22 protein-coding genes are annotated in these 23,138 nt (G+C 73.2%); 12 read left to right on the forward strand and 10 right to left on the reverse strand.

What is annotated here, in order from left to right; genetic code table 11:
* The first annotated feature begins 12 nt into the window (after nt 1-12).
* The 6 genes from ACIRVF_RS00705 to ACIRVF_RS00730 all read left to right on the forward strand — a co-directional run bounded on the left by ACIRVF_RS00705 (nt 13) and on the right by ACIRVF_RS00730 (nt 8,637).
* Entirely contained in the window at nt 13-1,647 is a 1,635-nt protein-coding gene (locus ACIRVF_RS00705; RefSeq protein ID WP_402811765.1) for an NADH-quinone oxidoreductase subunit M, read from the forward strand.
* Entirely contained in the window at nt 1,644-3,281 is a 1,638-nt protein-coding gene (gene nuoN / locus ACIRVF_RS00710) for an NADH-quinone oxidoreductase subunit NuoN (RefSeq protein WP_402811767.1), read from the forward strand. The genes ACIRVF_RS00705 and nuoN overlap by 4 nt, the downstream gene beginning before the upstream one ends.
* Nucleotides 3,282-3,532: 251 nt before the next feature.
* A complete protein-coding gene (locus tag ACIRVF_RS00715) occupies nt 3,533-4,543 on the forward strand; it encodes a polyprenyl synthetase family protein (protein ID WP_402811769.1) in 1,011 nt (336 codons plus the stop codon).
* A 71-nt stretch (nt 4,544-4,614) separates the two neighbouring features.
* Nucleotides 4,615-5,277, forward strand: coding sequence for a response regulator (locus tag ACIRVF_RS00720; protein WP_380411650.1), 663 nt, complete (start codon nt 4,615-4,617; stop codon nt 5,275-5,277).
* A gap of 259 nt (nt 5,278-5,536) precedes the next feature.
* Nucleotides 5,537-7,534, forward strand: a complete 1,998-nt coding sequence (locus tag ACIRVF_RS00725; RefSeq protein ID WP_402811771.1) for a 2-oxoacid:acceptor oxidoreductase subunit alpha — start codon at nt 5,537-5,539, stop codon at nt 7,532-7,534.
* The gene (locus tag ACIRVF_RS00730; protein WP_402811774.1) at nt 7,531-8,637 is read left to right on the forward strand and encodes a 2-oxoacid:ferredoxin oxidoreductase subunit beta; all 1,107 of its coding nucleotides are present in this window, start codon (nt 7,531-7,533) and stop codon (nt 8,635-8,637) included. The genes ACIRVF_RS00725 and ACIRVF_RS00730 overlap by 4 nt, the downstream gene beginning before the upstream one ends.
* 146 nt (nt 8,638-8,783) lie before the next feature.
* On the opposite strand, the gene ACIRVF_RS00735 is transcribed toward ACIRVF_RS00730, so the two are convergent.
* The 3 genes from ACIRVF_RS00735 to ACIRVF_RS00745 all read right to left on the reverse strand — a co-directional run bounded on the left by ACIRVF_RS00735 (nt 8,784) and on the right by ACIRVF_RS00745 (nt 11,321).
* Complete coding sequence (locus tag ACIRVF_RS00735) at nt 8,784-9,164, reverse strand: VOC family protein (protein ID WP_402811777.1); 381 nt, start codon at nt 9,162-9,164, stop codon at nt 8,784-8,786.
* Between the two features lie 155 nt (nt 9,165-9,319).
* Nucleotides 9,320-10,981, reverse strand: coding sequence for an LCP family protein (locus ACIRVF_RS00740; RefSeq protein ID WP_402811779.1), 1,662 nt, complete (start codon nt 10,979-10,981; stop codon nt 9,320-9,322).
* A complete protein-coding gene (locus ACIRVF_RS00745) occupies nt 10,974-11,321 on the reverse strand; it encodes a DUF6542 domain-containing protein (protein ID WP_402811782.1) in 348 nt (115 codons plus the stop codon). The genes ACIRVF_RS00740 and ACIRVF_RS00745 overlap by 8 nt, the downstream gene beginning before the upstream one ends.
* A gap of 420 nt (nt 11,322-11,741) precedes the next feature.
* On the opposite strand from ACIRVF_RS00745, the gene ACIRVF_RS00750 reads away from it, so the two are divergent.
* On the forward strand, nt 11,742-12,383 hold the full coding sequence (locus ACIRVF_RS00750) for a TetR/AcrR family transcriptional regulator (RefSeq protein ID WP_402811784.1): 642 nt from the start codon (nt 11,742-11,744) through the stop codon (nt 12,381-12,383).
* A gap of 120 nt (nt 12,384-12,503) precedes the next feature.
* Here the strand turns inward: ACIRVF_RS00750 and ACIRVF_RS00755 are convergent, their stop codons facing one another.
* The gene (locus tag ACIRVF_RS00755; RefSeq protein WP_402811787.1) at nt 12,504-13,334 is read right to left on the reverse strand and encodes a GNAT family N-acetyltransferase; all 831 of its coding nucleotides are present in this window, start codon (nt 13,332-13,334) and stop codon (nt 12,504-12,506) included.
* Nucleotides 13,335-13,539: 205 nt separating this feature from the next.
* On the opposite strand from ACIRVF_RS00755, the gene ACIRVF_RS00760 reads away from it, so the two are divergent.
* Entirely contained in the window at nt 13,540-13,989 is a 450-nt protein-coding gene (locus ACIRVF_RS00760) for a hypothetical protein (RefSeq protein WP_402811790.1), read from the forward strand.
* 10 nt (nt 13,990-13,999) lie between these two features.
* On the opposite strand, the gene ACIRVF_RS00765 is transcribed toward ACIRVF_RS00760, so the two are convergent.
* The gene (locus ACIRVF_RS00765) at nt 14,000-14,542 is read right to left on the reverse strand and encodes a hypothetical protein (RefSeq protein ID WP_402811792.1); all 543 of its coding nucleotides are present in this window, start codon (nt 14,540-14,542) and stop codon (nt 14,000-14,002) included.
* A gap of 173 nt (nt 14,543-14,715) precedes the next feature.
* Here ACIRVF_RS00765 and ACIRVF_RS00770 point away from each other — a divergent pair, with 173 nt between their 5' ends.
* Nucleotides 14,716-15,831, forward strand: coding sequence for an alpha/beta hydrolase (locus tag ACIRVF_RS00770; protein ID WP_402811795.1), 1,116 nt, complete (start codon nt 14,716-14,718; stop codon nt 15,829-15,831).
* A 3-nt stretch (nt 15,832-15,834) separates the two neighbouring features.
* Here ACIRVF_RS00770 and ACIRVF_RS00775 read toward each other — a convergent pair whose 3' ends face one another.
* Both ACIRVF_RS00775 and ACIRVF_RS00780 read right to left on the reverse strand, forming a co-directional pair.
* Complete coding sequence (locus ACIRVF_RS00775; protein WP_402811798.1) at nt 15,835-16,551, reverse strand: DsbA family oxidoreductase; 717 nt, start codon at nt 16,549-16,551, stop codon at nt 15,835-15,837.
* A 93-nt stretch (nt 16,552-16,644) separates the two neighbouring features.
* Nucleotides 16,645-17,193, reverse strand: a complete 549-nt coding sequence (locus tag ACIRVF_RS00780) for a GNAT family N-acetyltransferase (RefSeq protein WP_402811801.1) — start codon at nt 17,191-17,193, stop codon at nt 16,645-16,647.
* 228 nt (nt 17,194-17,421) lie between these two features.
* Between ACIRVF_RS00780 and ACIRVF_RS00785 the strand changes: the two genes are divergently transcribed.
* Nucleotides 17,422-18,390, forward strand: a complete 969-nt coding sequence (locus ACIRVF_RS00785) for an oxidoreductase (protein ID WP_402811804.1) — start codon at nt 17,422-17,424, stop codon at nt 18,388-18,390.
* 6 nt (nt 18,391-18,396) lie between these two features.
* Here the strand turns inward: ACIRVF_RS00785 and ACIRVF_RS00790 are convergent, their stop codons facing one another.
* Nucleotides 18,397-18,897, reverse strand: coding sequence for a hypothetical protein (locus tag ACIRVF_RS00790; RefSeq protein WP_402811806.1), 501 nt, complete (start codon nt 18,895-18,897; stop codon nt 18,397-18,399).
* 194 nt (nt 18,898-19,091) lie between these two features.
* On the reverse strand, nt 19,092-19,814 hold the full coding sequence (locus tag ACIRVF_RS00795) for a chitinase (protein ID WP_402811809.1): 723 nt from the start codon (nt 19,812-19,814) through the stop codon (nt 19,092-19,094).
* A gap of 237 nt (nt 19,815-20,051) precedes the next feature.
* Between ACIRVF_RS00795 and ACIRVF_RS00800 the strand changes: the two genes are divergently transcribed.
* Nucleotides 20,052-22,112, forward strand: a complete 2,061-nt coding sequence (locus ACIRVF_RS00800) for a hypothetical protein (protein WP_402811812.1) — start codon at nt 20,052-20,054, stop codon at nt 22,110-22,112.
* Nucleotides 22,113-22,135: 23 nt separating this feature from the next.
* Here the strand turns inward: ACIRVF_RS00800 and ACIRVF_RS00805 are convergent, their stop codons facing one another.
* Nucleotides 22,136-22,327, reverse strand: a complete 192-nt coding sequence (locus tag ACIRVF_RS00805; RefSeq protein ID WP_402811815.1) for a DUF6011 domain-containing protein — start codon at nt 22,325-22,327, stop codon at nt 22,136-22,138.
* A gap of 42 nt (nt 22,328-22,369) precedes the next feature.
* Between ACIRVF_RS00805 and ACIRVF_RS00810 the strand changes: the two genes are divergently transcribed.
* Entirely contained in the window at nt 22,370-23,137 is a 768-nt protein-coding gene (locus ACIRVF_RS00810) for a TetR/AcrR family transcriptional regulator (protein ID WP_402811818.1), read from the forward strand.
* The last annotated feature ends 1 nt before the right edge of the window (nt 23,138 follow it).

The following is a 23,138-nucleotide window of genomic DNA, read 5'->3' on the forward strand; positions in this document are numbered from 1 at the left end:
GGGGGTGCGGCCGTGAGCGCCCTGCTGACCGCCACCTGCGCCGTCCCGGCGGCCGGCGCGGTGCTGACCGCCGCCCTGCCCGCCGGGGCGACCGAGGCCCGGCGCCGGGCCACCAAGACCGTCGCGCTGGCCGTCTCGGCCGTCACCCTGGCGCTGGCCGCCGCGGTGGCGCTGCGCTTCGACCCGCACGGCGCCCGCTACCAGCTGACCGAGTCGTACAGCTGGATCCGCTCCTTCGGCATCACCTTCTCGCTCGGCGTGGACGGCATCGGCGCGGTGCTCGCCCTGCTCACGGCGGTGCTGGTGCCGATGGTGATGCTGGCCTCCTGGCACGACGCCGATCCGGGCCCGGCCGCGCCGGACGGGACCGTCGACCCCGGCACCTTCGAGCGGCGCCGGCGGACCCAGGGCTTCTTCGCCCTGATCCTGGCGGTGGAGGCGATGGTGATCGTCTCCTTCTACGCCACCGACGTCTTCCTGTTCTACGTGTTCTTCGAAGCCATGCTGATCCCGATGTACTTCCTGATCGGCGGCTTCGGCGACCGGGCGGGCGGCCCCGAGTCGGCGCGCCAGCGCTCCTACGCGGCCGTCAAGTTCCTGCTGTACAACCTGCTCGGCGGTCTGGTGATGCTGGCCGCGGTGATCGGCCTGTACGTGGTCGCCCAGGACCAGGGCCTCGGCACCTTCGACCTGCCGACCCTGACCGGCGCGGTGGCCGACGGCAGCCTGAAGCTCTCAGGCACCGCCCAGAACGCGCTGTTCCTCGGCTTCTTCTTCGCCTTCGCGGTGAAGGCCCCGCTGTGGCCGCTGCACACTTGGCTGCCGAACGCGATGGGCGAGGCCACGGCCGGCACCGCCGTGCTGATCACCGCGGTGGTGGACAAGGTCGGCACCTTCGCGATGCTGCGCTTCTGCCTGGGGCTGTTCCCGGACGCCTCGAAGACCTTCGCCCCGGCGATCCTGGTGCTGTCGCTGATCGGGATCGTGTACGGCGCGCTGCTGGCGATCGGCCAGAAGGACATCAAGCGGCTGGTCGCCTACGCCTCGATCTCGCACTTCGGCTTCATCATCATGGGCATCTTCGCCCTGACCAGCCAGGGCCAGAGCGGCGCGACCCTCTACATGGTCAACCACGGCCTCTCCACGGCCGCGTGGATGCTGGTGGCCGGGTTCCTGATCTCCCGCCGCGGCTCGCGGCTGATCGCCGACTACGGCGGGGTGCAGAAGGTCGCCCCGGTGCTCGCGGGGACGTTCCTGATCGGCAGTCTGGCGACCCTGTCGCTTCCGGGCCTGGCCCCGTTCGTCAGCGAGTTCCTGGTGCTGGTGGGCACCTTCACCCGCTACCCGGCGATCGGCGTGATCGCCACCGTGGGCATCGTGCTGGCCGCGCTGTACGCGCTGCTGCTGTACCAGCGCACCATGACCGGCCCGGTGAAGGAGGGCGTGCGCTCGATGCCCGACCTCAAGATCCGCGAACTGGCCGTGGTGGCACCGCTGGTGGCGCTGACGATCCTGCTCGGCGTCTACCCCAAGCCGCTCACCGACCTGGTGAACCCCTCGGTGGACGCGACGCTCTCGCAGGTCCACCGGACCGACCCGGCGCCGGCCCACCCGGTCGCCGCCACCTCAGGAGGTGAGCAGAAGTGAGTGCCAGCGCAGTGCTCGCCGCCGCCGGCGGCAACACCCCGAGCATTCCCGCACCGCACATCGAGTACGGCCAGCTCTCCCCGATGCTGGTGGTGTTCGGCGCCGCCGTGGCCGGCGTCCTGGTGGAGGCGTTCGTCCCCCGGCGGCTGCGGTACTGGACCCAGGTCTCGCTCGCCCTGGTCGCGCTGGTCGGCGCCTTCGCCGCCGTGGTGGCGCTGGCCGCGCAGGGCCACGGCGCGCCCCGGATCGACCTGCTGGCCATGGAGTCCGTCGCGCTGGACGGCCCGGCGCTGTTCCTCCAGGGCGTGATCCTGCTGGTCGCGGTCGTCACGGTGCTCACCTACGCCGAGCGGAGGCTGGAGCCGAAGGCCGGCGGCGAGCCCGCCGACGCCTTCGCCGCCCAGGCGGCCGCCACCCCGGGCGGGGAGCAGGAGCGGGCCGCGATCCGGGCCGGCTTCACCACCACCGAGGTGTTCCCGCTGACCATGTTCGCGGTCGGCGGCATGCTGCTCTTCCCGGCCGCCAACGACCTGCTGACCATGTTCGTGGCGCTGGAGGTCTTCTCCCTCCCGCTGTACCTGCTCTGCGCGCTGGCCCGGCGCCGCCGGCTGCTGTCCCAGGAGGCGGCGGTCAAGTACTTCCTGCTCGGCGCCTTCGCCTCGGCGTTCTTCCTGTTCGGCACGGCGCTGCTGTACGGCTACGCCGGCAGCGTGAAGCTCGGCGACATCGCGGACGTCATCTCCGGGAAGGCGATGACCACTCCGGCGCAGCTGAGCAGCACCCAGAGCGACGTGCTGCTGTTGATGGGTCTGGCGATGCTGGCGGTGGGACTGCTGTTCAAGGTCGGCGCGGTGCCGTTCCACTCCTGGACGCCGGACGTCTACCAGGGCGCGCCGACCCCGCTGACCGGGTTCATGGCCTCGGCGACCAAGGTCGCGGCCTTCGGGGCGTTCCTGCGGCTGTTCTACGTGGCCTTCCCGGGGCTGCGGCTGGACTGGCGGCCGGTGCTGTGGGGCGTGGCGATCCTGACCATGGTGGTGGGCGCGGTGCTGGCGGTGACCCAGCAGGACGTCAAGCGGCTGTTGGCGTACTCCTCGATCGCGCACGCCGGGTTCATCCTGACCGGGGTGATCGCCGTCAACAAGCAGGGCCTGTCCTCGGTGCTGTTCTACCTGGCGGCGTACTCCTTCGTGACGCTCGGCGCCTTCGCCGTGGTCACCCTGGTGCGGGACTCCAAGGGCGAGGCGACCCACCTGTCCAGCTGGGCCGGGCTGGGGCGGCGTTCGCCGCTGGTGGCGGCGGTGTTCGCGCTGTTCCTGCTGTCCTTCGCCGGGATCCCGCTGACCTCCGGGTTCACCGGGAAGTTCGCGGTGTTCCAGGCGGCGGCGGCCGGCGGCGCGACGCCGCTGGTGATCGTCGGTGTGCTGAGCTCGGCGGTGGCCGCGTTCTTCTACATCCGGGTGATCGTGCTGATGTTCTTCTCCGACCCGAAGCCGGGCGGTCCGACGGTGGCGATCCCGAGCGCCTTCACGGCGACGGCGATCGGGGTGGGGGTGCTGGTGACGCTGGGCCTGGGTCTGCTGCCGCAGTACTTCCTGGACCTCGCCTCCAAGGCTTCGCTGTTCGCGTACTGACCGTCACCGGGCGGTTGGCTGGAGATCGGTCCGGGTTCCGGGCCGATCTCCGGCCTTTGTTCCCGGACGAATTCGCCCCCACCGCCGCTTCGCCCCCAAAGGGGTCCTGACCAGGCCTTCCGGCTCGGGCATGACAGGATCCGCACGCCCGTGCAGTGATCCACTCGCGACCGGATACCCTGCCTGTATGGCCAGCGGCGGCACTCAGGGACCAGGCCGCTAGATCGACCAGGGACAGAGGAGTGGTCTTCGTGACCGTCGTGGGACCCTTCGGGCTCAGCGTGCAGGACCGCGACCTGACCCGGGACGTCCAGATCGGACTGGAGGCGGTGGAGGCGGCGCTCTCCGAGGCCGTCAAGAGCGACGTCCCCTTCATCACCGTCACCGCCAGCCACCTGATCGAGGCCGGCGGCAAGCGCTTCCGCCCGCTGCTCCTGCTGCTCGCCGCCCAGTTCGGCGACCCGGGGGCGCCCGGCGTGGTGCCGGCCGCGGTGGTGGTCGAGCTGACCCACCTGGCCACGCTGTACCACGACGACGTGATGGACGAGGCCCCGGTGCGCCGCGGGACGGAGAGCGCCAACTCCCGCTGGGACAACTCGGTGGCCATCCTCACCGGTGACTTCCTGTTCTCCCGCGCCTCGCAGGTGCTGGCCGACCTCGGTCCGGAGGCGGTGCGGATGCAGGCCGAGGCCTTCGAGCGGCTGGTCACCGGTCAGATCCTGGAGACCCGTGGCCCCGGCCCGGACGGGGACCCGCTGCTGCACTACCTGGACGTGCTGGAGGGCAAGACGGGATCGCTGATCGCCGTCTCCTGCCGGATAGGAGCGCTGGTGGCCGGCGCCGAGCCGTGGCTGGTGGAGACCCTCGGCGAGTTCGGCGAGCGGATCGGCATCGCCTTCCAGCTGGCCGACGACGTGCTGGACATCGCCAGCGACGGCGACGAGTCCGGCAAGACCCCCGGCACCGACCTGCGCGAGGGCGTCGCCACCCTGCCGACCCTGCTGCTCCAGCAGATGCCGGCCGACCCGGCCGACCCGGACGACACCCGGCTGCGCGAACTGCTCACCCAGGACCTCTCCGACGACGCCCTGCACGCCGAGGCGCTGCGCCTGCTGCGCGCCCACCCCGCGCTGGAGCGCGCCCGCCGGGAGACCCTGCGGCACGCCGAGGAGGCCCGGGCGCTGCTGGCCCCGCTGCCGGACTGCGCGGCCAAGGCGGCCCTGGACGGCCTGTGCGACGCGGTGGCCATCCGCACGATGTGATCCCGGCCCACGGCGCCGCCGGGATGGGGGAGACTGGCTCCCGTCAGCTCACGCCTGCCCGGAAGGTCACCATGCGTCGCGTCGTCATCGCCGAGGACTCCGTACTGCTGCGGGAAGGCCTGACCCGGCTGCTCACCGACCGCGGCCTGGAGGTCGTGGCGGGGGTCGGGGACGGCGCCGCCCTGGTGAAGACCGTCCACGACCTGGCGGCCTCCGACGCCCTGCCGGACGTGGTGGTCTCGGACGTGCGGATGCCGCCGACCCACACCGACGAGGGCCTGCGCGCCTGCGTGGAACTGCGCGGGCGCTACCCGCAGCTGGGCGTGCTGGTGCTGTCGCAGTTCGTGGAGGAGCGGTACGCCTCCGAGCTGCTGGCCGGCTCCACCCGGGGCGTCGGCTACCTGCTGAAGGACCGGGTCGCCGAGGTGCGGGAGTTCGCCGACGCGGTGGTGCGGGTCGCCGAGGGCGGCACCGCACTGGACCCGGAGGTGGTGCAGCAGTTGCTCAGCCGCAGCCGCAAGGGCGACGTCCTGGCCAACCTCACCCCGCGCGAGCGGGAGGTGCTCGGGCTGATGGCGGAGGGGCGCACCAACGCGGCGGTGGCCAAGCAGCTGGTGGTCTCCGACGGCGCGGTGGAGAAGCACGTCAGCAACATCTTCCTCAAGCTCGGCCTGGCGCAGAGCCCGGAGGACCACCGCCGGGTGCTGGCGGTGCTCACCTACCTCAACTCCTGACCGCGACGGTTCCCCGGGCGCTCCCGCCCGCGGCCCGGGGGCCCTTCTTGGCCCCGTCGCGGCGCACTGCTTTGTACCCGGAATGATCTCCGGCGGCCGACCGTTGTCGAAGGTGCGGCGTGAACCGCGGGCGGGCGCAAATTCCTGCCGGAGTTCCGGCCGGGCTCGTGTGCGCGCGCATAGGATGCGAGCGGTGCACCAGGCGGACGGGGCACGGGGCCGCGCTCGCGGTGGTGTGCCCACGAGGAGGTCCGCGGCAGTGACCAGTCAGGTCGATCAGTCAGAGGCAGTGGACGGATCGGACGGCGACGGGGCCCGCACCGGCAGCGGTGCGCAGCGCCCCGGAGCGGCCGGGCCCGCCGGTCCGCATGCCCCGGGCAGCCCGCCGCCCGGGCGTGGCAAGCCCGTTCGCAGACTCGACCGGGTGATCATCAGGTTCGCCGGCGACTCCGGTGACGGCATGCAGCTCACCGGTGACCGGTTCACCTCGGAGACGGCCGCGTTCGGCAACGACCTCTCCACGCTGCCGAACTTCCCGGCCGAGATCCGGGCGCCCGCCGGCACGCTGCCGGGCGTCTCGTCCTTCCAACTGCACTTCGCCGACCACGACATCCTCACCCCGGGCGACGCCCCGAACGTGCTGGTGGCGATGAACCCGGCGGCGCTGAAGGCGAACCTGCCGGACCTGCCGCGCGGCGCGGAGATCATCGTCAACACCGACGAGTTCACCAAGCGGGCGCTGGCGAAGGTCGGCTACCCGGCGGACCCGCTGGGCGACGGCTCGCTGGACGGCTTCCACCTGCACAAGGTGCCGCTGACCACGCTGACCCTGGAGGCGCTCAAGGACAGCGGGCTGGCCCGCAAGGACGCCGAGCGGGCGAAGAACATGTTCGCCCTGGGGCTGCTGTCCTGGATGTACCACCGGCCCACCCACGGCACCGAGGCCTTCCTGCGCGGCAAGTTCGCCAAGAAGCCGCAGATCGCGGAGGCGAACATCAGCGCCTTCCGGGCGGGCTGGAACTTCGGCGAGACCACCGAGTCCTTCGCGGTCTCCTACGAGGTGCCGCCGGCCAAGCTGCCCGCCGGGCGCTACCGCAACATCTCCGGCAACCTGGCGCTGTCCTACGGGCTGATCGCCGCCGCCGAGCGTTCCGGCCTGCCGCTCTACCTGGGCTCGTACCCGATCACCCCGGCCTCGGACATCCTGCACGAGCTGTCCAAGCACAAGAACTTCGGGGTGCGCACCTTCCAGGCCGAGGACGAGATCGCCGGCATCGGCGCGGCGCTCGGCGCGGCCTTCGGCGGGGCGCTCGGGGTGACCACGACCTCGGGCCCGGGCGTGGCGCTGAAGTCCGAGACGATCGGCCTGGCGGTGTCGCTGGAGCTGCCGCTGCTGGTGGTGGACATCCAGCGCGGCGGCCCGTCCACCGGTCTGCCGACCAAGACCGAGCAGGCGGACCTGCTGCAGGCGATGTTCGGGCGCAACGGCGAGGCGCCGGTGCCGATCGTGGCCCCGGCCACGCCCGCCGAGTGCTTCGACGCGGCGCTGGAGGCGGCCCGGATCGCGGTGACCTACCGCACCCCGGTGTTTCTGCTCTCGGACGGCTACCTGGCGAACGGCTCGGAGCCGTGGCGGATCCCCGAGGTCGGTGAACTGCCGGAGATCGACCCGAAGTTCGCGACGGAGCCGAACCGCGAGGACGGCGCCTTCTGGCCGTACCTGCGGGACCCGCACACCCTGGCCCGGCCCTGGGCGGTGCCCGGCACGGCCGGTCTGGAGCACCGGATCGGCGGCATCGAGAAGCAGGACGGCACCGGGAGCATCTCCTACGACCCGGCCAACCACGACTTCATGGTCCGCACCCGGCAGGCCAAGGTCGACGGGATCACGGTCAGGCCGGTGGAGGTCGACGACCCGACCGGCGACGCCCGGGTGCTGGTGCTCGGCTGGGGCTCGACGTACGGCCCGATCACCGCGGCGGTGCGCCGGGTGCGCGCGGACGGCGGCGAGGTCGCCCAGGCACACCTGCGCAACCTCAACCCGTTCCCGGCCAACCTGGGTGCGGTGCTGCGCAGTTACGAGAAGGTCATCGTGCCCGAGATGAACCTCGGGCAGCTCGCGTTGCTGCTGCGGGCGAAGTACCTGGTGGACGCGGAGTCCTACAACCAGGTGCGCGGACTGCCGTTCAAGGCGGCGCAGTTGGCGGACGTGCTGTGGGCGGCGATCGGCAGCCTGGACGAGGAGGACCAGCGATGAGCGAGCGGAGCGAGCGGAGCATCGACGGGCGCGTGAGCGACGTCGGCTCCGAGGAGCGTGGCTTCCCGTCCCTGCGGCTGGTGCCCAAGGCCGAAGCGCCGCAGAGCGCCCGGGACTTCAAGACCGACCAGGAGGTGCGCTGGTGCCCCGGCTGCGGGGACTACGCGATCCTGGCGGCGGTGCAGGGCTTCATGCCGGAGCTCGGCGTCAAGCGCGAGAACACCGTGTTCGTCTCCGGGATCGGCTGCTCCTCGCGCTTCCCGTACTACATGAACACCTACGGGGTGCACTCGATCCACGGCCGGGCGCCGGCGATCGCGACCGGGCTGGCCTCCTCCCGGCGGGATCTGAGCGTGTGGGTGGTGACCGGGGACGGCGACGCGCTGTCGATCGGCGGCAACCACCTGATCCACGCCCTGCGGCGGAACGTCAATCTGAAGATCCTGCTGTTCAACAACCGGATCTACGGCCTCACCAAGGGTCAGTACTCACCGACCAGTGAGCTCGGCAAGATCACCAAGTCCACCCCGATGGGCTCGCTGGACGCGCCGTTCAACCCGCTGTCACTGGCGATCGGCGCCGAGGCCTCCTTCGTCGCCCGGACCATCGACTCCGACCGTCAGCACCTCCAGTCGGTGCTGCGGGCGGCGGCCGAGCACGAGGGCACCGCGCTGGTGGAGATCTACCAGAACTGCAACATCTTCAACGACGGCGCCTTCGAGGTGCTGAAGGAGGCCGGCACCCGGGACGAGGCGCTGATCCGGCTGGAGCACGGACGGCCGATCCGCTTCGGCGCGGACGGCGGCAACGGTGTCTTCCGGGGCCCGGACGGCGAGCTGTTCGTGGCGCCGGTCACGGCCGGCAACGAGGCGGACGTCGTGGTGCACGACGCCCACGCGGCCGGCCCCGCCACCGCCTTCGCGCTCTCCCGGATCGCCGACGCGGACACCCTGCACCACACGCCGATCGGCGTGCTGCGGGACGTCCGGCGCCCGGTCTACGACGAGCTGATGGCGGACCAGCTGGCCACCGCCGTCGACCGGACCGGCCCCGGCGACCTGGCGACGCTGCTGGCGGGCGGCGACACCTGGACGGTGGACTGACCGCCCGGCGCGGCGAGTTCGCCGCGGTGAGTTCGGCGCCCCCGTCCCGGTCCTCCGGGGCGGGGGCGCCCCCCGTTCCGGGGACGGTCAGGCGGGGGCGCCCCGCGCTGGGGACGTTAGGCGGGGGCGCCCCGCGTTGGGGACGGCTACCGCTTCACCCACTCGACCAGCTCGACCACGACCCCGTTCGGGTCGGTGACCTGGAACAGCTTCTCGCCCCACGGCTCCTCGCGCAGCGGCAGGGTGATCGCGACCCCCTCCTCGCGCAGCCGCCGCTCCTCGGCGGCGATGTCTCCGACCACGAAGGCCAGGGCGACCCCGTCCGCGGTCCGGTGCCGCTGCTCCTCGGGCAGGACCTCCAGGCCGCGCCGCAGGTAGACGACGTTGACCCCGCCGCCCGGGTGGCCGAGCGAGACGAAGCCGTCGGCGGACATCTGCTCGGTGTAGCCGAAGTGCCGCCGGAGGAAGGCGGCGGAGGTGTCGGTGTCCTCGACGGTCAGGGAGACGGCGGTGTCGGTGATCTGCATGGCGGAGCCCTCTCGTCATGGCGCACGGTTATTCCGTACGCAGTACACTATACATAGTACGGAGAATTGCGCCAGGGTTCGGCCCGATGGCGTCGCGGGAAAGGCGCGAGGGAGGCCCCCGGGCGGGGACCTCCCTCGGTGCGGTGCCGGTCGGGTCAGAAGACGCAGGGGATGCCGCCGTCGGACCCGGCGTCCACGCCGGGGCCCTGCATGGGCAGGTTGGCGGCCGGGTCGCCGCTGGGGGCGGGGCCGGTGGGAGCGGTGGGCTTGTCGGAGGCGACGCCGGTGAAGCCGCTGCCGAGGGTGACCGCGACGTGGTCGGCGGGGACGGTGGCGGACTCGGTGGCGGTGACGCCGTAGCGGGCGGCGATCTGGTCGCCGGCGTCCTTGGCGCCCTTGCCGTAGATGACCGTGGTGCTCTTCGGCTTGCCGGCGGCCGGACCGGCCTTGCCCTCCTTGAACCCCATCGCCACCAGGGCCTTGGACTCGGCGGCGGAGGAGACCCCGGCGGCCGAGGAGCCGTTGAACACGTCGACGGTGGCCGGGGAGGCCGCCTTGGCCGGAGTGGTCGGGGTCGGCGAGGGGGCGGGGGCCTCGGTGGTCGGGGAGTCGGTGGCGCCGTCGGCCGGGGCGGCGGGCGCGGCCGCGTCGGCGTAGCCGAACAGCTGCTTGACCACCTTCTGGATCTTCGCCGGGGTGACCAGGTTGACGTCCTGGCCGTTGCGGGTGCCGAAGCCGTCGAAGGTCAGGGTGTTGAACTCGACGTTGCCGCCGGTCAGTGCCGGGGCCTGCTGGGCGAAGTCCAGGACGTTCCACTCGTTGTCGATCACCAGGTCCTTCTGGACGACGCCGAACAGGTCCTTGAGCTTGCCGATGTCGCTGATGATGCCGTCCTGCTTGAGCTTGTGCACGACGGAGGAGATGAAGGCCTGCTGGCGGTGGGTTCGGGCGAAGTCGCCGGTGTTGCCCTTGCCGTCGTCCAGGTTGTGGCGCTGGCGGACGAAGGCGAGCGCCTGGGAGGCGTTGAGGGTGTTGATGCCTTTCTTGAAGTCGGCGCCGGAGCCCTGGCCCTCCATGGCCGGGTCCTTGGTGTCGTGGGTCAGGCAGACCTGGATCGGCTCGACGGCCTTGGCGATGTCGTAGAAGCCCATCAGGTTGACCTCGGCGATGTGGTCCACCGGCTGGTCGAGGAACTTCTGCACGGTGCGGATGGTGGCCGCGCGGCCGGCGTCGCGGCCGGCCTTCTCCAGGTCGGCGCCCTTGAGGCCCTTGGCCTGCAGGCCGGGGTTCACCTTCTCCTTGGCGATCCCGTAGGCCTCCTTGATCTTGTGCATGCCCTGCTGGGTGCCGTCCCCGTTGTAGGTCATGACGTAGTCGTCGCGCGGGATGGAGATCGCCTGCACCTTGCCGCCGCCCGCCGGTATGTGCAGCAGGATCAGCGAGTTGGTGTTGTAGCCGCCGACGTCCGAGCTGTGGCCGGCGTGCAGTTCGTCCTGGACGAACTGCGGGGGCAGGTCGGAGCCGTCCATGTTCTTGCGGCTGTCCAGGCCGATCAGCAGCAGGTTGACCGAGTTGTCCAGGTGCTTGGGGGCGTCCTTCTTGGTCTCCGAGATGGCGTTGGAGGTGGTCATCCCGTCGGTCAGCGACGTGTACTCGTACCAGACCACGCCGCTGGCGGCGAACACCGCGAAGCCCGCCGTGCCGGCGATCGCCCGCGCGGCGATCAGCAGCGGGGAGCCGCGGCGCCCCGCCGGGGCGTCCGGGCCCCTGCGGGCGGCGGGCCGGCCGGCCTCCTGCTGCTCGCGCTCGTCAGCCATGCTGCCTCCTCCGGTCCATGACCACCCGGGCCACCATCACCAGCAGGGCCGCGACCGCGGCCTGCGCCATCACCGGGAAGCCGTGCACCACCCACTTCGCGGAGCCGGTGGCCAGGGCGTTGCCCCGGTACTTCTCGGAGTTCGCGGAGAACTCGACCGCGGCCGTCACGCCGAGCACGACCAGCGGGGAGGCGGCGAGCACCCACCACCAGCCGCGGCGGGTGCTGAGCCCGGCCGCCAGGCCGGTACCGAGCACCGCGCACACCGCGAAGGCGACGCCCATGCCCGGCCCGGAGAGTTCGTCGACCACGGCGCCCACCAGCGGCAGCCCCACCGCCACGACCCCGGGCAGGGTCGGGCCGCCGGAGAAGGGCCTCGCGGGGCCGCTGGGGCGGTTCGCCGTCCGCCGTCGTGAACCCTGGTCGGACGACCGTCCTCGCTGCCCCGCCACTCACTCACCCCCGGTGTCCCGTGCTTCGCGCGCCGCCCCGGCGCTGCGCCGGATCCGCCGTGCAAGGGCGGTAGCGGCGCTGCCAGTACGGGACGCCGGTGTTCGGCCGGCCGGTTCCCGTTCCGGGCTTCCCGTCGCTGCTCGGGGGCAGGCACGTTTTCGGATTTCGCTCTACAGAGGTGTAGAGATCGTACGCAGCATAGAGCACGCCTGTTCGGTGGCAAGTCCGCCCGGGAACGGGTCTGCATACACTACACCGAGCAGTTTTCGATCGGTCGGCGAGGGTGCCGACGGAGAAGGAGGAGGGCCGTGGCGACCACAGGCGGAGCGGGGCGACCGGAGAAGCGCAAGGCGATCACCCGGGCCGCGACGACGGTCTTCGGGCGCGAGGGCTACGTCCGGGCCAGCATGGACGCGATCGCGGCCGAGGCCGGGGTGTCCAAGCGCACGGTCTACAACCACTTCGCCGACAAGGAGACCCTCTTCCTGTCGGTGGCGCTCCGGAACTCGGCGGAACTGACCGAGCAGATCCGGGAGTTGATGGCGAAGTACCTCGACCGGGTGGTGGACCTGCGCCGCGACCTGATCGACTTCGCGGTCGAGCGGGCGAACGCCGTCCTGTCCGCGGGCGAGCACGGGGCGCTCGGCCGGGCCATCCGCGCCGAGGTGACCAACATCCCGGCGGACGTGCTGGAGGCGTGGCTGGAGGCCGGTCCGGTGGCCTCCCAGCGGGACCTCGCCCGGCACCTCGCGGCGCTCACCGACCGCGGGCTGCTGGCCGTCGAGGACGGGGAGCTGGCCGCCGAGCAGTTCACCCTGCTGACCTTCCACGGCGTGGCCGAGCGCTCCTTCTGGGGCGCCCTGCCGGTGGCCGCGGACGAGGTCGAGCGGATCGCCGCGGCGGGCGTGGACGCCTTCCTGCGGATCCACGGCGGGCCGGCGGCAGGGTGACCGGCCGGCCGGTGGGCGGGTGACCGGCCGGCCGGTGGGCGGGGCGGTCCGACGCCGCCCGGCCCGTCGGCCGTCCCGCGTCACTTCCGGTCGACGCCCTTGCCGAGGTGCCGATCGGCATCACCTCGGAGGCCTCCGAGTCGCCCGCTGCCTCGTCAGGTCCGCGAACTGGGCTGCTTCCAGGACCAGTTCGGTGTAGGTCGTGACCGCGGTGAAGCCGAGTTTCCGGTAGAGGCCGATGGCCGGGGCGTTGTCCGTGCGGACGTTGAGGCCCAGGTGGTCGGTGGTCGGGGCGAGGCGGCGGCACAGGGCGGTGACGCAGGAGCGGGCGAGGCCCCGGCCGCGGGCGTCGGGGTGGGTGACGACGTTGCCGAGCACGGCGACCCGGTGGACGGGGGAGTGCACGTGCACCCCGGCGGCGGCCACCAGCCGGCCGTGCTCGCGGATGCCGACGTAGCCGCCGTTCGCGAGCAGCCGCCGGTCGAACCAGGACTCGGGGTAGGCCTCGGCCAGCAGGGTGCGCAGTCCGTCCAGGTCGGCGAGGGTCAACGGCTCGGGCCGGTGGGGGAGTTCGGCGGGGAGCACGGTGGTGTCCGGGAGGATCATCCGCAGCAGCGGGGTGCGGCGCTCGGCGGCGTAGTCGGGCGCGAGGGCCCGCTCGGCCCCGTCCGGGAGCCCGGCGGTGAAGCGGCGCGGCAGGAAGGGGCGCAGCGCGTCCAGCAGTTCCTCCACGGCCGGTACGGCGGCGGGCCGGGCGAAGACGAGCAGGACGGGGGTGTCGCCACCGGTGTAGAGCAGGGCCACCGGCCCCCGGTCGGGGTCGGCCGTGTACCAGGCGGTGTTGGGCCAGAAGGTGTCGTCCAGGTCGCCGAGTTCGAACAGGTGCAGGGCGGGGTCGGTCCGGAACCGTTCAGCGAGCGCGGTGCGGTCGTGCAGGCTGATGAGGGGCACACGGTCGAGGATAGGACCGGTCCGCGTGTCGGCGCCGACACGCGGACCGCCGTCCCCGGGCCCTCCGCCTTTCCTGAGGGGGTGTCGCCCCGGGGCTGCTGGTCCGGGTCGCGGGTCACAGGTCGCGGGTCGCGTGTGCGGAGCGGATGTGCGGCGGGTCCGGCCCGGTCTCAGCCCCCGCTCGCCGGTGTGACACCCTCGCCTCGTGGACGGGTTCGAGCAGCGCATGGACGGCGCCTGGGAGTGGTGGGGCGCCGTCGTCGAGGACTCCCAGGAGGGCCGGTGGATCCGCACCGAGGGCGAGCGCCGGATCGTCGACGACATCGCCGCCGCGGCCGTCGGCTGTCCGTCCACGCCCGGTGAACTCGCCTGGCGCGCGCGACTGGGCCGCATCGTCCGCTGGGCCGCCGTGCTGCGGCTCGCCGCGCAGGCCGGCGGCTGGGAGCTGGTGCCCGTCACCGGCACGGCCCCGCCCCGGCCCGCGGGCATGGCGGCCCTGCTCTCCGCCGTGTACGCGGTCGGAGAGCAGGGCGAGATCTGGCTGCGCAGCCTCCCGGCGGACGGCCCGCCGCCGGTCGCCGAGGTCGTCAGGGCGGAGGCCTTCCTCTTCGGGCCGGGTTCCGTCGAGGACCTCCGCCAGTTCTTCTACGACTGACGGCCTTCCGTCAGCAGTGCGCGGTCCCCCGGATGTCCCAGATGGCCTGGTGGTTGTCCGTGCCGCGCTCGTAGCGGTAGATCACCACGTTCCAGTCGCTCTGGACGTGCACCTGGTTGATCTCGTAGGACGCCCGGCAGCGGTTCGTCCCGGTGGCCCAGTACGGCGAGCCGTCCGGCTGGTAGAGCACGAAGTTGCCGTCGTCCTGCATGCTCGCGCGGAAGGCGAGCTGGCCGGCGGTGTTGCTGGCCCAGAGGGGCTGTCCGTCGGACCGGTACAGCACGAGGTTGCCGTCCGGCTGGTAGACGAGGTCCGCGGTCCAGCCGTCCTCGTTGAGGACCCGGCCGCCGGGGGCGAGGCAACCGCCCTCGGCCAGCAGCCCGTTGACAGGGGTGTGGTCGGCGTAGACGTAGCCGTTCTCGACGCCGCAGTTGCCGTAGTCGTTCGGTGCGAGCCGGCCGGCGGCGGGGGCCGGAGCGGCGGCGGGGATGACGACGGCGGCGGCGCTCAGGAGGGCGGTGGCTGCGCGGAGCCACCCACGTGCGGTGATCATGCGCCAACAGATACCGGCCGTCCGTGCGTACACCGCCGAGCTTCACCCGGCCGAGGGCGCGTCCCGCCGGCGTTGACGGGCCTGCGGAGCGGGAAGTCGGCCCGTCCGACTTCCTGCGACGTATGTCGGGCCGGGACGCAACCGAACAGCAGCCGCCGTCCGTATGAGCTGATGTGAAGCTGACCGGCACGGCGTTCCTCGTCCTCTCCGTCCTCCTCGTCCCGCTCTCCGTGGGCCTCCTGATGTACCTGTGGAACCGGGTGCGCGGCCCCCGGCCGGTGCGCTTCGGTGGCCGCCTGCTGATGGTGGCCTTCGCACAGCTCACGGCCGTCACGCTGGTGTTCGTGGTGGTCAACGACGACAACCAGCTGTACGGGAGTTGGGACGACCTGCTCGGTACCGGGAGCCACGTCCGGGCCGTGCCGGTCCCGCCCCCGGCGGATGCGACGGCGGCCGCGAACGCGCCCGACCGGCCCAAGGTGGCCCAGCAGTTCACCTCGGTGGACGACAAGGCCGTGCCGAAGGACGTCAGGACGACCGAGCTGAAGGGCCGGGTCTCCGGGGTGGACGGCGAGGTGCTGGTCTGGACGCCGCCGCAGTACGACGACCCGGCCTACAAGGACAAGAAGTTCCCGGTGGTCGAACTGCTCGTGGGTTTCCCCGGCTCGTCCAGCGCCTGGTTCGGCAGCATGAACGTGTCCAGGCAGCTGGCGCCGCTGATGAAGTCCGGGCAGGTCGCGCCGTTCATCCTGGTCTCGCCGCGGGTCGTGCTGCTCGAAGGGCACGTCGACACGGGCTGCGCGGACGTGCCGGGCAAGGTCAACGCCGAGACCTGGCTGGCGCGGGACGTGCCGCAGATGGTGCTGGACAACTTCCGCGCCGAGCCGGGCCCCGAGCGCTGGGCCGTGGCCGGCTACTCGGCGGGCGGGCACTGCGCCGCCCGGCTCGCCCTGGGGCACCCGAACCGGTACCACGCCGGGGTGAGCCTGTCCGGGTACAACGACCCGGCGGGCGAGTCGGACTCGCTCACCGCCAAGGACCCGCACCTGCGCGAGGTCTCCAACCCGGTCTACCTGCTGCAGCACGCCCAGACGCCGCCCGACGTCGCCCTGTACGTGACGGGCAAGAAGGGCGACGGCTACGAGGACGCCCTGGCGCTCCAGAAGAACGCCAAGGCGCCGACGGCCGTCACCCCGGTGGAGGTCAACGGCCCGCACCTGACGTCCACCTGGGAGCCGCTCGTCCCGTCGGTGTTCACCTGGCTGACCCAGACCGTCGGGAAGGGCTGAGCGTCACCGCGGGGGCAGCTCGCAGCCCTCCGGCCCGCAGGCCTGCTCGTCGCCCGGCGCGCCGACCTGGATCAGCGGCGAGGGCACCCGGCTCGCCCAGGCCTGCTCCAGCGCCCGCGTGAAGGTGTCGGCGGGCTGGGCGCCGGACACCCCGAGCCGCCGGTCCAGGACGAAGAACGGCACGCCCGTCGCGCCCATCGCGCTCGCCGTCGCCTCGTCCTCGCGCACCGCCTCCGCGTAGGCCTCCGGATCGGCCAGCACGGCGGCCGCCGCCTCGCCGTCCAGCCCGGACCCGACGGCGAGCTCCAGCAGGCGTCCGGCGTCGAAGGCCGACCGCTCCTCGGCGAAGTTGGCCCGGTACAGCGCGTCCAGCAGTTCGGCCTGGCGGCCGTGCGCCCTGGCGAAGTGCAGCAGCCGGTGCATGTCGAAGGAGTTCGCGGCGTCCCGCCCGCCGTCCAGGTACGGGAGGCCCTCCCCGCGCGCGTTCTCGGCGATCCGGGCCTCGGCCGCCTCGGCCTGCTCCAGGCTCATCCCGTACTTGGTGGCGAGCAGCGGGATCACCGGACGGGCCGCGCGCGGCGCGTGCGGGTCCAGCTCGAAGGAGCGGTGGACGACCTCCACCTCGGCGCGGTGCGGGAACGCGGCCAGGGCCTGTTCGAACCGGGCCTTGCCGATGTAGCACCACGGACAGTTGATGTCGCTCCAGATCTCCACGCGCACGGCGCTGCACTCCTTCCGGCCACGCGCGGTCCTTCCGCGCCGACGCCCTCCGGAACGCCGACGGCCACCTGAATATTTCTCGTCCTGAAACGTTCAGGTGCGGGATCCGGCGAGCGGCCGCTCGTAGCGGCTCATCCAGAGCACCGGGCCCTCGCGCTTCGGCTGTCCGGGGATGCCGGGCCAGGGCGCGTCGCCGCGGTGGACGAAGCCGCGCCCCTCGTAGTAGTCGCGCAGCGAGCGGTTGTGGGCGACGCAGTCCAGCCGCAGCGCGTCGACCCCGCGCCGCCGCGCCCGGTCCTCGGCCCAGTCGAGGATCACCCCGCCCAGGCCGCGCGCCCGCCTGCGCACGGCCAGCCGGTGCACGTAGCCGGCCGTCCCGCCCACGTCCGCCCACAGGGCATCGGCCCAGTCCAGGGTGACCGTCCCCGACGGCTTGTCGCCGACGTCCACCAGCCAGGTCTCACCGCGCTCGATCGCCCCGGCCACCCACGCGGGCGAGAAGCTGACCGGCCACTGGCGGATGCCCCGGCCGCCCAGCCAGCCGGCCGCCTCGTCCAGCACGCCCAGCACCTCCTCGGTGTGCTCGCCGCCCGCGGGCCGGAACGACACCGGGTCGCCGGCCCACTCGATCGAACTGCTCATCGTTCCTACCGTTCCGGTGCGAAGGCCGACACGAGATCCCCAGCCGTCCAGCGTTCCAGCTCCTCCGGCGCCGCGTCCACCGGCCCCGGGGACAGCCGGTACGGGGTGCCCGACGGCTCCTCCGGCGCCGTCGCGAGGGGGCCGCGACGGCTCGGGGCACGCGGGAGATCCCCCAAGACCGGGCGGCGACTTGAGCTGGACCGCGGTCCAGCTCCTACCGTTCCGGCCATGACCACCACCGATCAGCAGCCGCTGGGCTCGCCCTTCTCCGCCGTCAGCACCGCCGAGGACGTGATGGCCGGAATCGACCTCTCCGGCCGGACCGCCGTGGTGACCGGCGGCTACTCCGGCCTCGGCCTGGAGACCTCCCGGGCCCTGAGCGCGGCCGGTGCCCGGGTGATCGTCCCGGCCCGCCGGCCGGACGCCGCCCGCGCCGCGCTGCGGCCGTTCGACGGCTGCGAGGTCGTCCCGATGGACCTCGCCGACCCGGACGGCGTCCGGGCCGCCGCCGCGCGGATCTGCGGCTCCACCGACCGGCTCGACCTGCTGTTCGCCCTCGCGGGTGTGATGGCCACCCCGGAGCGGCGCGTCGGCCCGGGCTGGGAGGGCCAGTTCGCCGCCAACCACCTCGGGCACTTCCTCCTCGCCTGCGAACTCCACCCGCTGCTCGCGGCGCACGGCGCCCGGGTGGTGGTCAACAGCTCGGCCGGGCACGCCCTCACCGACATCCGCTGGCACGACCCGCACTTCCGCACCGGGTACGACAAGTGGCTCGCGTACGGCCAGTCCAAGACCGCCAACGTCCTGTTCGCCGCACGGCTCGACGCGCTCGGGCGGGCCGACGGCGTGCGGGCCTTCGCGCTCCACCCAGGCAAGATCATCACCGGTCTCCAGCGGGAGATGACGCTCCGGGAGCAGATCGACCGCGGCTGGGTCGACGAGCACGGCACCGTCGTCGGTGCAGACTTCAAGTCGCCCTCCCAGGGTGCGGCCACCGGCCTCTGGGCGGCCACCTCCCCGCTGCTCGACGGCCGCGGCGGCCTCTACCTGGAGGACTGCGAGGTCGCCCGCGTCGCCGCCCCCGGCGACTCGATGGACGACGGCGGCGTCCGCCCGTACGCCCTCGACCCCGACGCGGCGGCCCGCCTCTGGGACCTCTCCCTCGCCGCGACCGGTGCCACGCCGATCACGGGCTGAGCGTCGCTACAGGCAGATCCAGCAGTACAGCCGCTCGCCCGCCGTACGCGCCCGGCGGGCGAGCGCGATCAAGTCCTCGGCCAGCGGCAGCAGATCCGCCGGATCGGCGCCGTGCCACTCCGCGGCCTCGGCCCACCGCGCCACGGCCGCCGGTATCCGGTCGTCGCGCACCTCGGCGAGCGCGTCCCGGGCGGCGTCGTCGAGCTCGGTCACCCACGGGCCGGTCGACCAGGGGTCGTCCTCGCTCCAGGGGCCGTCCGGGCCGGGCTGCGGAGTGGTCGGCCAGACCGCCGCGTCCTCCACCAGGTCGACCCGCCACGGCTCCGCCCGGATCGCCGCGACGAGCTGCCCCAGCAGGACGCCGGGATCGACGCCCTTGGCCATGACACCGTCGAAGGCCCCCTCGGAGGCCTCGCCGAACTCGGGCCGCGCGCCCCCGGTCAGCTCCAGCGCCCGCACGACGGCCGCAGCCCCGGGCGCCCGGAAGTAGTCGGTCAGCACACCCATTCCGGCGGCCACCCCCTCGTCTCGAATCCTGGGGGCAGTGGATCAGGCGTCACTGACATCCCTCACCCGATCGGCTGACGCCCGGAGCAGGAAGTCGGCCGGCCCGACTTCCTGCTCCACGAGAGCCACGAGAGCCATGAGAGCCACGATGCCCTCACGGGGCACGTTGCCCACGGTGCCCCCGAGGGCCGGGCTCAGCAGGAGATGCTGCCGCCGCCCGTGTTCGTGCCCAGCACCCCGACGAACTTCCGGAACAGGTTGATCCGGTCGTTGCGCTCGTCCGGGTTCCTGCCGTTGCACTCCAGGTCGCCGTTGATGCTGCGGATGGTCTCGCCGAAGCCCCTGTTGTTGACGACGGCGTCGTGCGGCGTCATGGTCCCGGCGCCCTTCTGGGTGTCCCAGAACCAGAGCGCGGTCTTCCAGGCGACGGCCGGGTCCTTCTCCACCCTGGACGGGTCGTGCAGCAGGTCGATGCGCAGGGCGTCGCCCGCGGCCTTGTAGTTGAAGTTCCAGCTGATCTGCAGCGGCCCGCGCCCGTAGTAGGCGCTGTGGCCCGCCGGGCAGCCGTACGGCTGGGTGGTGTCGCAGTAGTGGCTGTAGTTGGCGGTGTTCTGCTCGACGACGAACCTCAGGCCGCCGGTCTCGTGGCTGACGTTGGCCAGGAACGCGGCCGCCTCGCGCTTGCGGGTGGCGGTGTCGCCGGTGGTGGTGAACGCGGGGTAGGCGCCGAGGGCGTCGGTGAGGCCCCGGTACGTGTAGAAGGGGTTCCGGTTCGGGAACATCTGGTTGAACTGGGCCTCGCTGACCACGAAGGAGCCTGCGGCGGAAGCCGGGGCGGCCGTCGGCCCGGTGAGCGCGACGGTGCTCAGGACGGCGGCCGAGGCGGCCGCGGAGAGGGCGCGGGGGAACTTCATCATTTCCTCGCAAGGAGTCAGGGGTCGTCCGCGGAGCGGTGATTCGCTCCCGGATCACCACCGCCCCATCGTGGTGGGCGACACGCGCGGACCGCGTCCTTCCGAGGTCTGAACCACTCGTACGGGTCGTATCCGATCGAGGGATCGGGGCGCCGCTGACCGCAGGGTGATCATCCGCCTGTCGTACGCACCGGATACCCTCGTCCGCGCACGTGCCGAGAGCGGACCCGGGGGACAGGGATGGCGCACACCGACGACGAGGGCGACGAGCGGCTGGCGGCCGAGGGCGAGGTGGCCGTCGCCCGGCTGGCGATCGACTCCGGGGACCTCGCCCACGCCGCCGACCACCTCTCCGACGCGATCCTCGCCGCCCCCCAGCTGCCCGAACTGCACGAAGCGCTGGCCGAGTTGTGCGCCGCCGTCGGCGGCCCCGCCGCGGCCCGCGAGCTGTTCCCGCTGGACGGCGAGGTCTACCTCGGCACCGTCGTCTGCCGCGCCCACGTGGAGGCCGCCGCCGGGGACTGGGACACCGCCGTCGGCCTGCTCGCCTCGGCGATCCAGTACGAGCCGGCCCGCCCCTGGGCGCACACCGCCTGGCTCGCCCGCGAGGACCTGCCCGCCCTGGTCGACCCGGACGCGGTCGCCCAGGCGGTGGCCCGCGCCGCCGGCGCGCTGCCCGACCCGCTGTCCACCGAACTGGCCGACGCCGTACGGCCCTTCGAGCGCTTCCTGCGGGCCGTGACCGAGCGCCACCCCGAGCACCCGCTGCTACTCGCGATGGCCTCCGGCCTGACCCGCCGCTTCGGCGCCACCGCCCGCGCCGTCGAACTCGCCGAGCGGGCCCACCGACTGGCCCCCGGCTACCTGCCCTCCGTGATGCTCGGCAACGCCCTGCGCGCCGACGGCCGCCCCGAGGAGGCGCTCACCGTCTGGGAGGCCGAACTCGTCCGGGTCGCGCCGGACGACGGCAACTCCAGCAGCTACCTCGCGGTGGACGTCGCCGAGCTGTACGGCACCCTCGGCCGCCCCGCCGAGGGCCTGCCCTGGCTGGAGCGCGTCCTCGCCACCGAGCCGGACCACCCCAAGGCCGCCCCCGCGCTGCACGGGCTGCGCTTCGCCGTCGACGGCGAAGCCGCTCACCTGCTCGCCCTCGCCGACCACCACCGCGACCACCCCGACCACGAGTACGCCCAGGACCTGCTGGAGCGGCTCAGTCACCGCGAGCCCTGGCTCGGCATGGTCCCCGGCGCCACCGAGGCGACCGTCAACGTGCTGCACCTGGTGCTCGGTTCGGACGGCACCGACCGCGACACCGAGATCGACTGCACCGCCTCCGCCGTCGAGCCGCCCAGCTCGGTGCTGGCGCTGCACCTCGCGCTGCCGCGCTCCACGGTCTCCTACCGGTCCGTCGGCGAGCCCGACCCCCGGCTGCCGCTGACCGAGCCCACCACCCGGATCTGGTCCTGGGACGGCACCGACCCGCGCCCGGCCGTCGCCGCGCCCGCCCCGTCCAGCGCCGAACTCCTCCGCGCCACCGCCGAGATCGTCTGGCCGACCGTCCCCGCCGCCTACGACCACGCCGTCCGGCTGGCCGGGCTTCCGCTGGACGAACTGCTCGGCGTGCTCGTCCACCCGCCGCTGCCCCGGGAGGACGAGCTCGGCCGCGTGCTGCTCGCCCACCAGCCCGAGCTGTGGGTGCGCGCCGTCCAGGCCTTCGCCTGCCTGGGCATCGCCCACCACCGCACCGACCAGCCCTGGGAGGGCTCCGAGCGCCGCCGGGTGCTGCGCGACCTGCTGCTCGGGCCGGAGGACTGGGTGGTCGAGGCGGCGGGCTTCGCCCTGGTCGCGATCGGCTGGACGCACCCGGAGGCCCGCGCCGACATCGCCGAACTGCTGCGGCAGCGGCTGCACTACAGCGCCCGGGCGAGCCGCAGCCGGGTGGTGACGATCCTGCGCTCGTACTGCGCCCTGGTGCTGGCCGCGCCGTGGACCCGGCCGGACGACCGCGAGACCGCCCGGCGCCTGCGGGACGAGGCGGACGCCCAGGACGCCAAGGACCCTGAAGGCAACCAGGACTCCGAAGGCGCCGAGGACCCCGAAGGCACCCAGGACTCCGAAGGGGCCCAGGGCTCCGAAGGCACCGAGGCCGCCCCGCGCGAGGCCGACGGCGCTCCCCACGTGGCCGAGGACGCCGCCCCGCGCGCTGCGGAGCCGGAGGGCGCGGGCGAGGAGCCCGGCACGGCCGAACCCGTGCAGCAGCCCCGCCCCGGCCTGATCCGCCGCCTCTTCGGCCGCTCCTAGACACCCGGGCACCCCGGCGCCGGCTACACCCCCGGCAGCGTCTCCTGCTCCACGTCGAACCGCGCGACCCGCTCCGCCGGATCGCGGCACTCCGGCCCCAGCCGCAGCATCCGCGACTCCGGGTCGTGCAGCGGCCGGTGGCAGCGCCGACAGGTCACCCGGGGGCGCAGGGTCCGGTCGGTGTCCGTGCCGGGCAGTGGCTCAGGGCTGGTCATGGGGAGACGTTAGCGGCCGCCGGCCGTGAAAGGATCCTGCGCATGGCCACGGACCGCAGCAGCGCAGGAGACCCGGCGCGCACCCTCGCCCTGCTCTGGGGGCTGACCGCCGAGGAGAAGCCCGGTCGGCGCGGCCCGAAGCAGGCCCGCTCGACCGGTGAGATCGCCGTCGCCGCCATCGCCCTGGCCGACGCCGAGGGCGTGGACGCCGTCACCATGCGCAGGGTCGCCCAGGAGCTCGGGCTGTCCCCGATGGCCCTCTACACCTACGTGCCCGGCAAGGCCGAACTGCTCGACCTGATGCTGGACACCGTCTACGCCACCATGCCCCGCAGCACTCCGGCCGACGACGGCTGGCGGGCCCGGGTCACCGCCGTCGCCGACGACAACCGGGCACTGTTCCGCGCCCACCCGTGGGTCGCCGCCGTGTCCACCAGCCGCCCGCCGCTCGGCCCCGGACTGATGGCCAAGTACGAGTACGAGCTGCGCGCCCTGGAGGGCACCGGACTGCCCGACGTCGAGCTGGACGCCGCGCTCACCCACCTGCTGGGCTTCGTCCAGACCTGCGCCCGGATGGCCGCCGACGAGCGGGCCGCCCAGCAGGACAGCGCGCTGACCGACGCCCAGTGGTGGCGGGCCAACGCCGACCTGCTGGCCCGGGTGTTCGACCCCGAGCGCTACCCGGTCGCCGCCCGGGTCGGCGCCGCCGCCGGCGAGGCGCACGGCGGCGCGTACAGCCCGGACCACGCCTACGCCTTCGGCCTGGCCCGTGTCCTGGACGGGCTCGCGGCGCTGATCAAGGAGCGGTAGC

The sequence above is a fragment of the Kitasatospora sp. NPDC101157 genome, from assembly GCF_044768255.1.
GTDB lineage: Bacteria > Actinomycetota > Actinomycetes > Streptomycetales > Streptomycetaceae > Kitasatospora.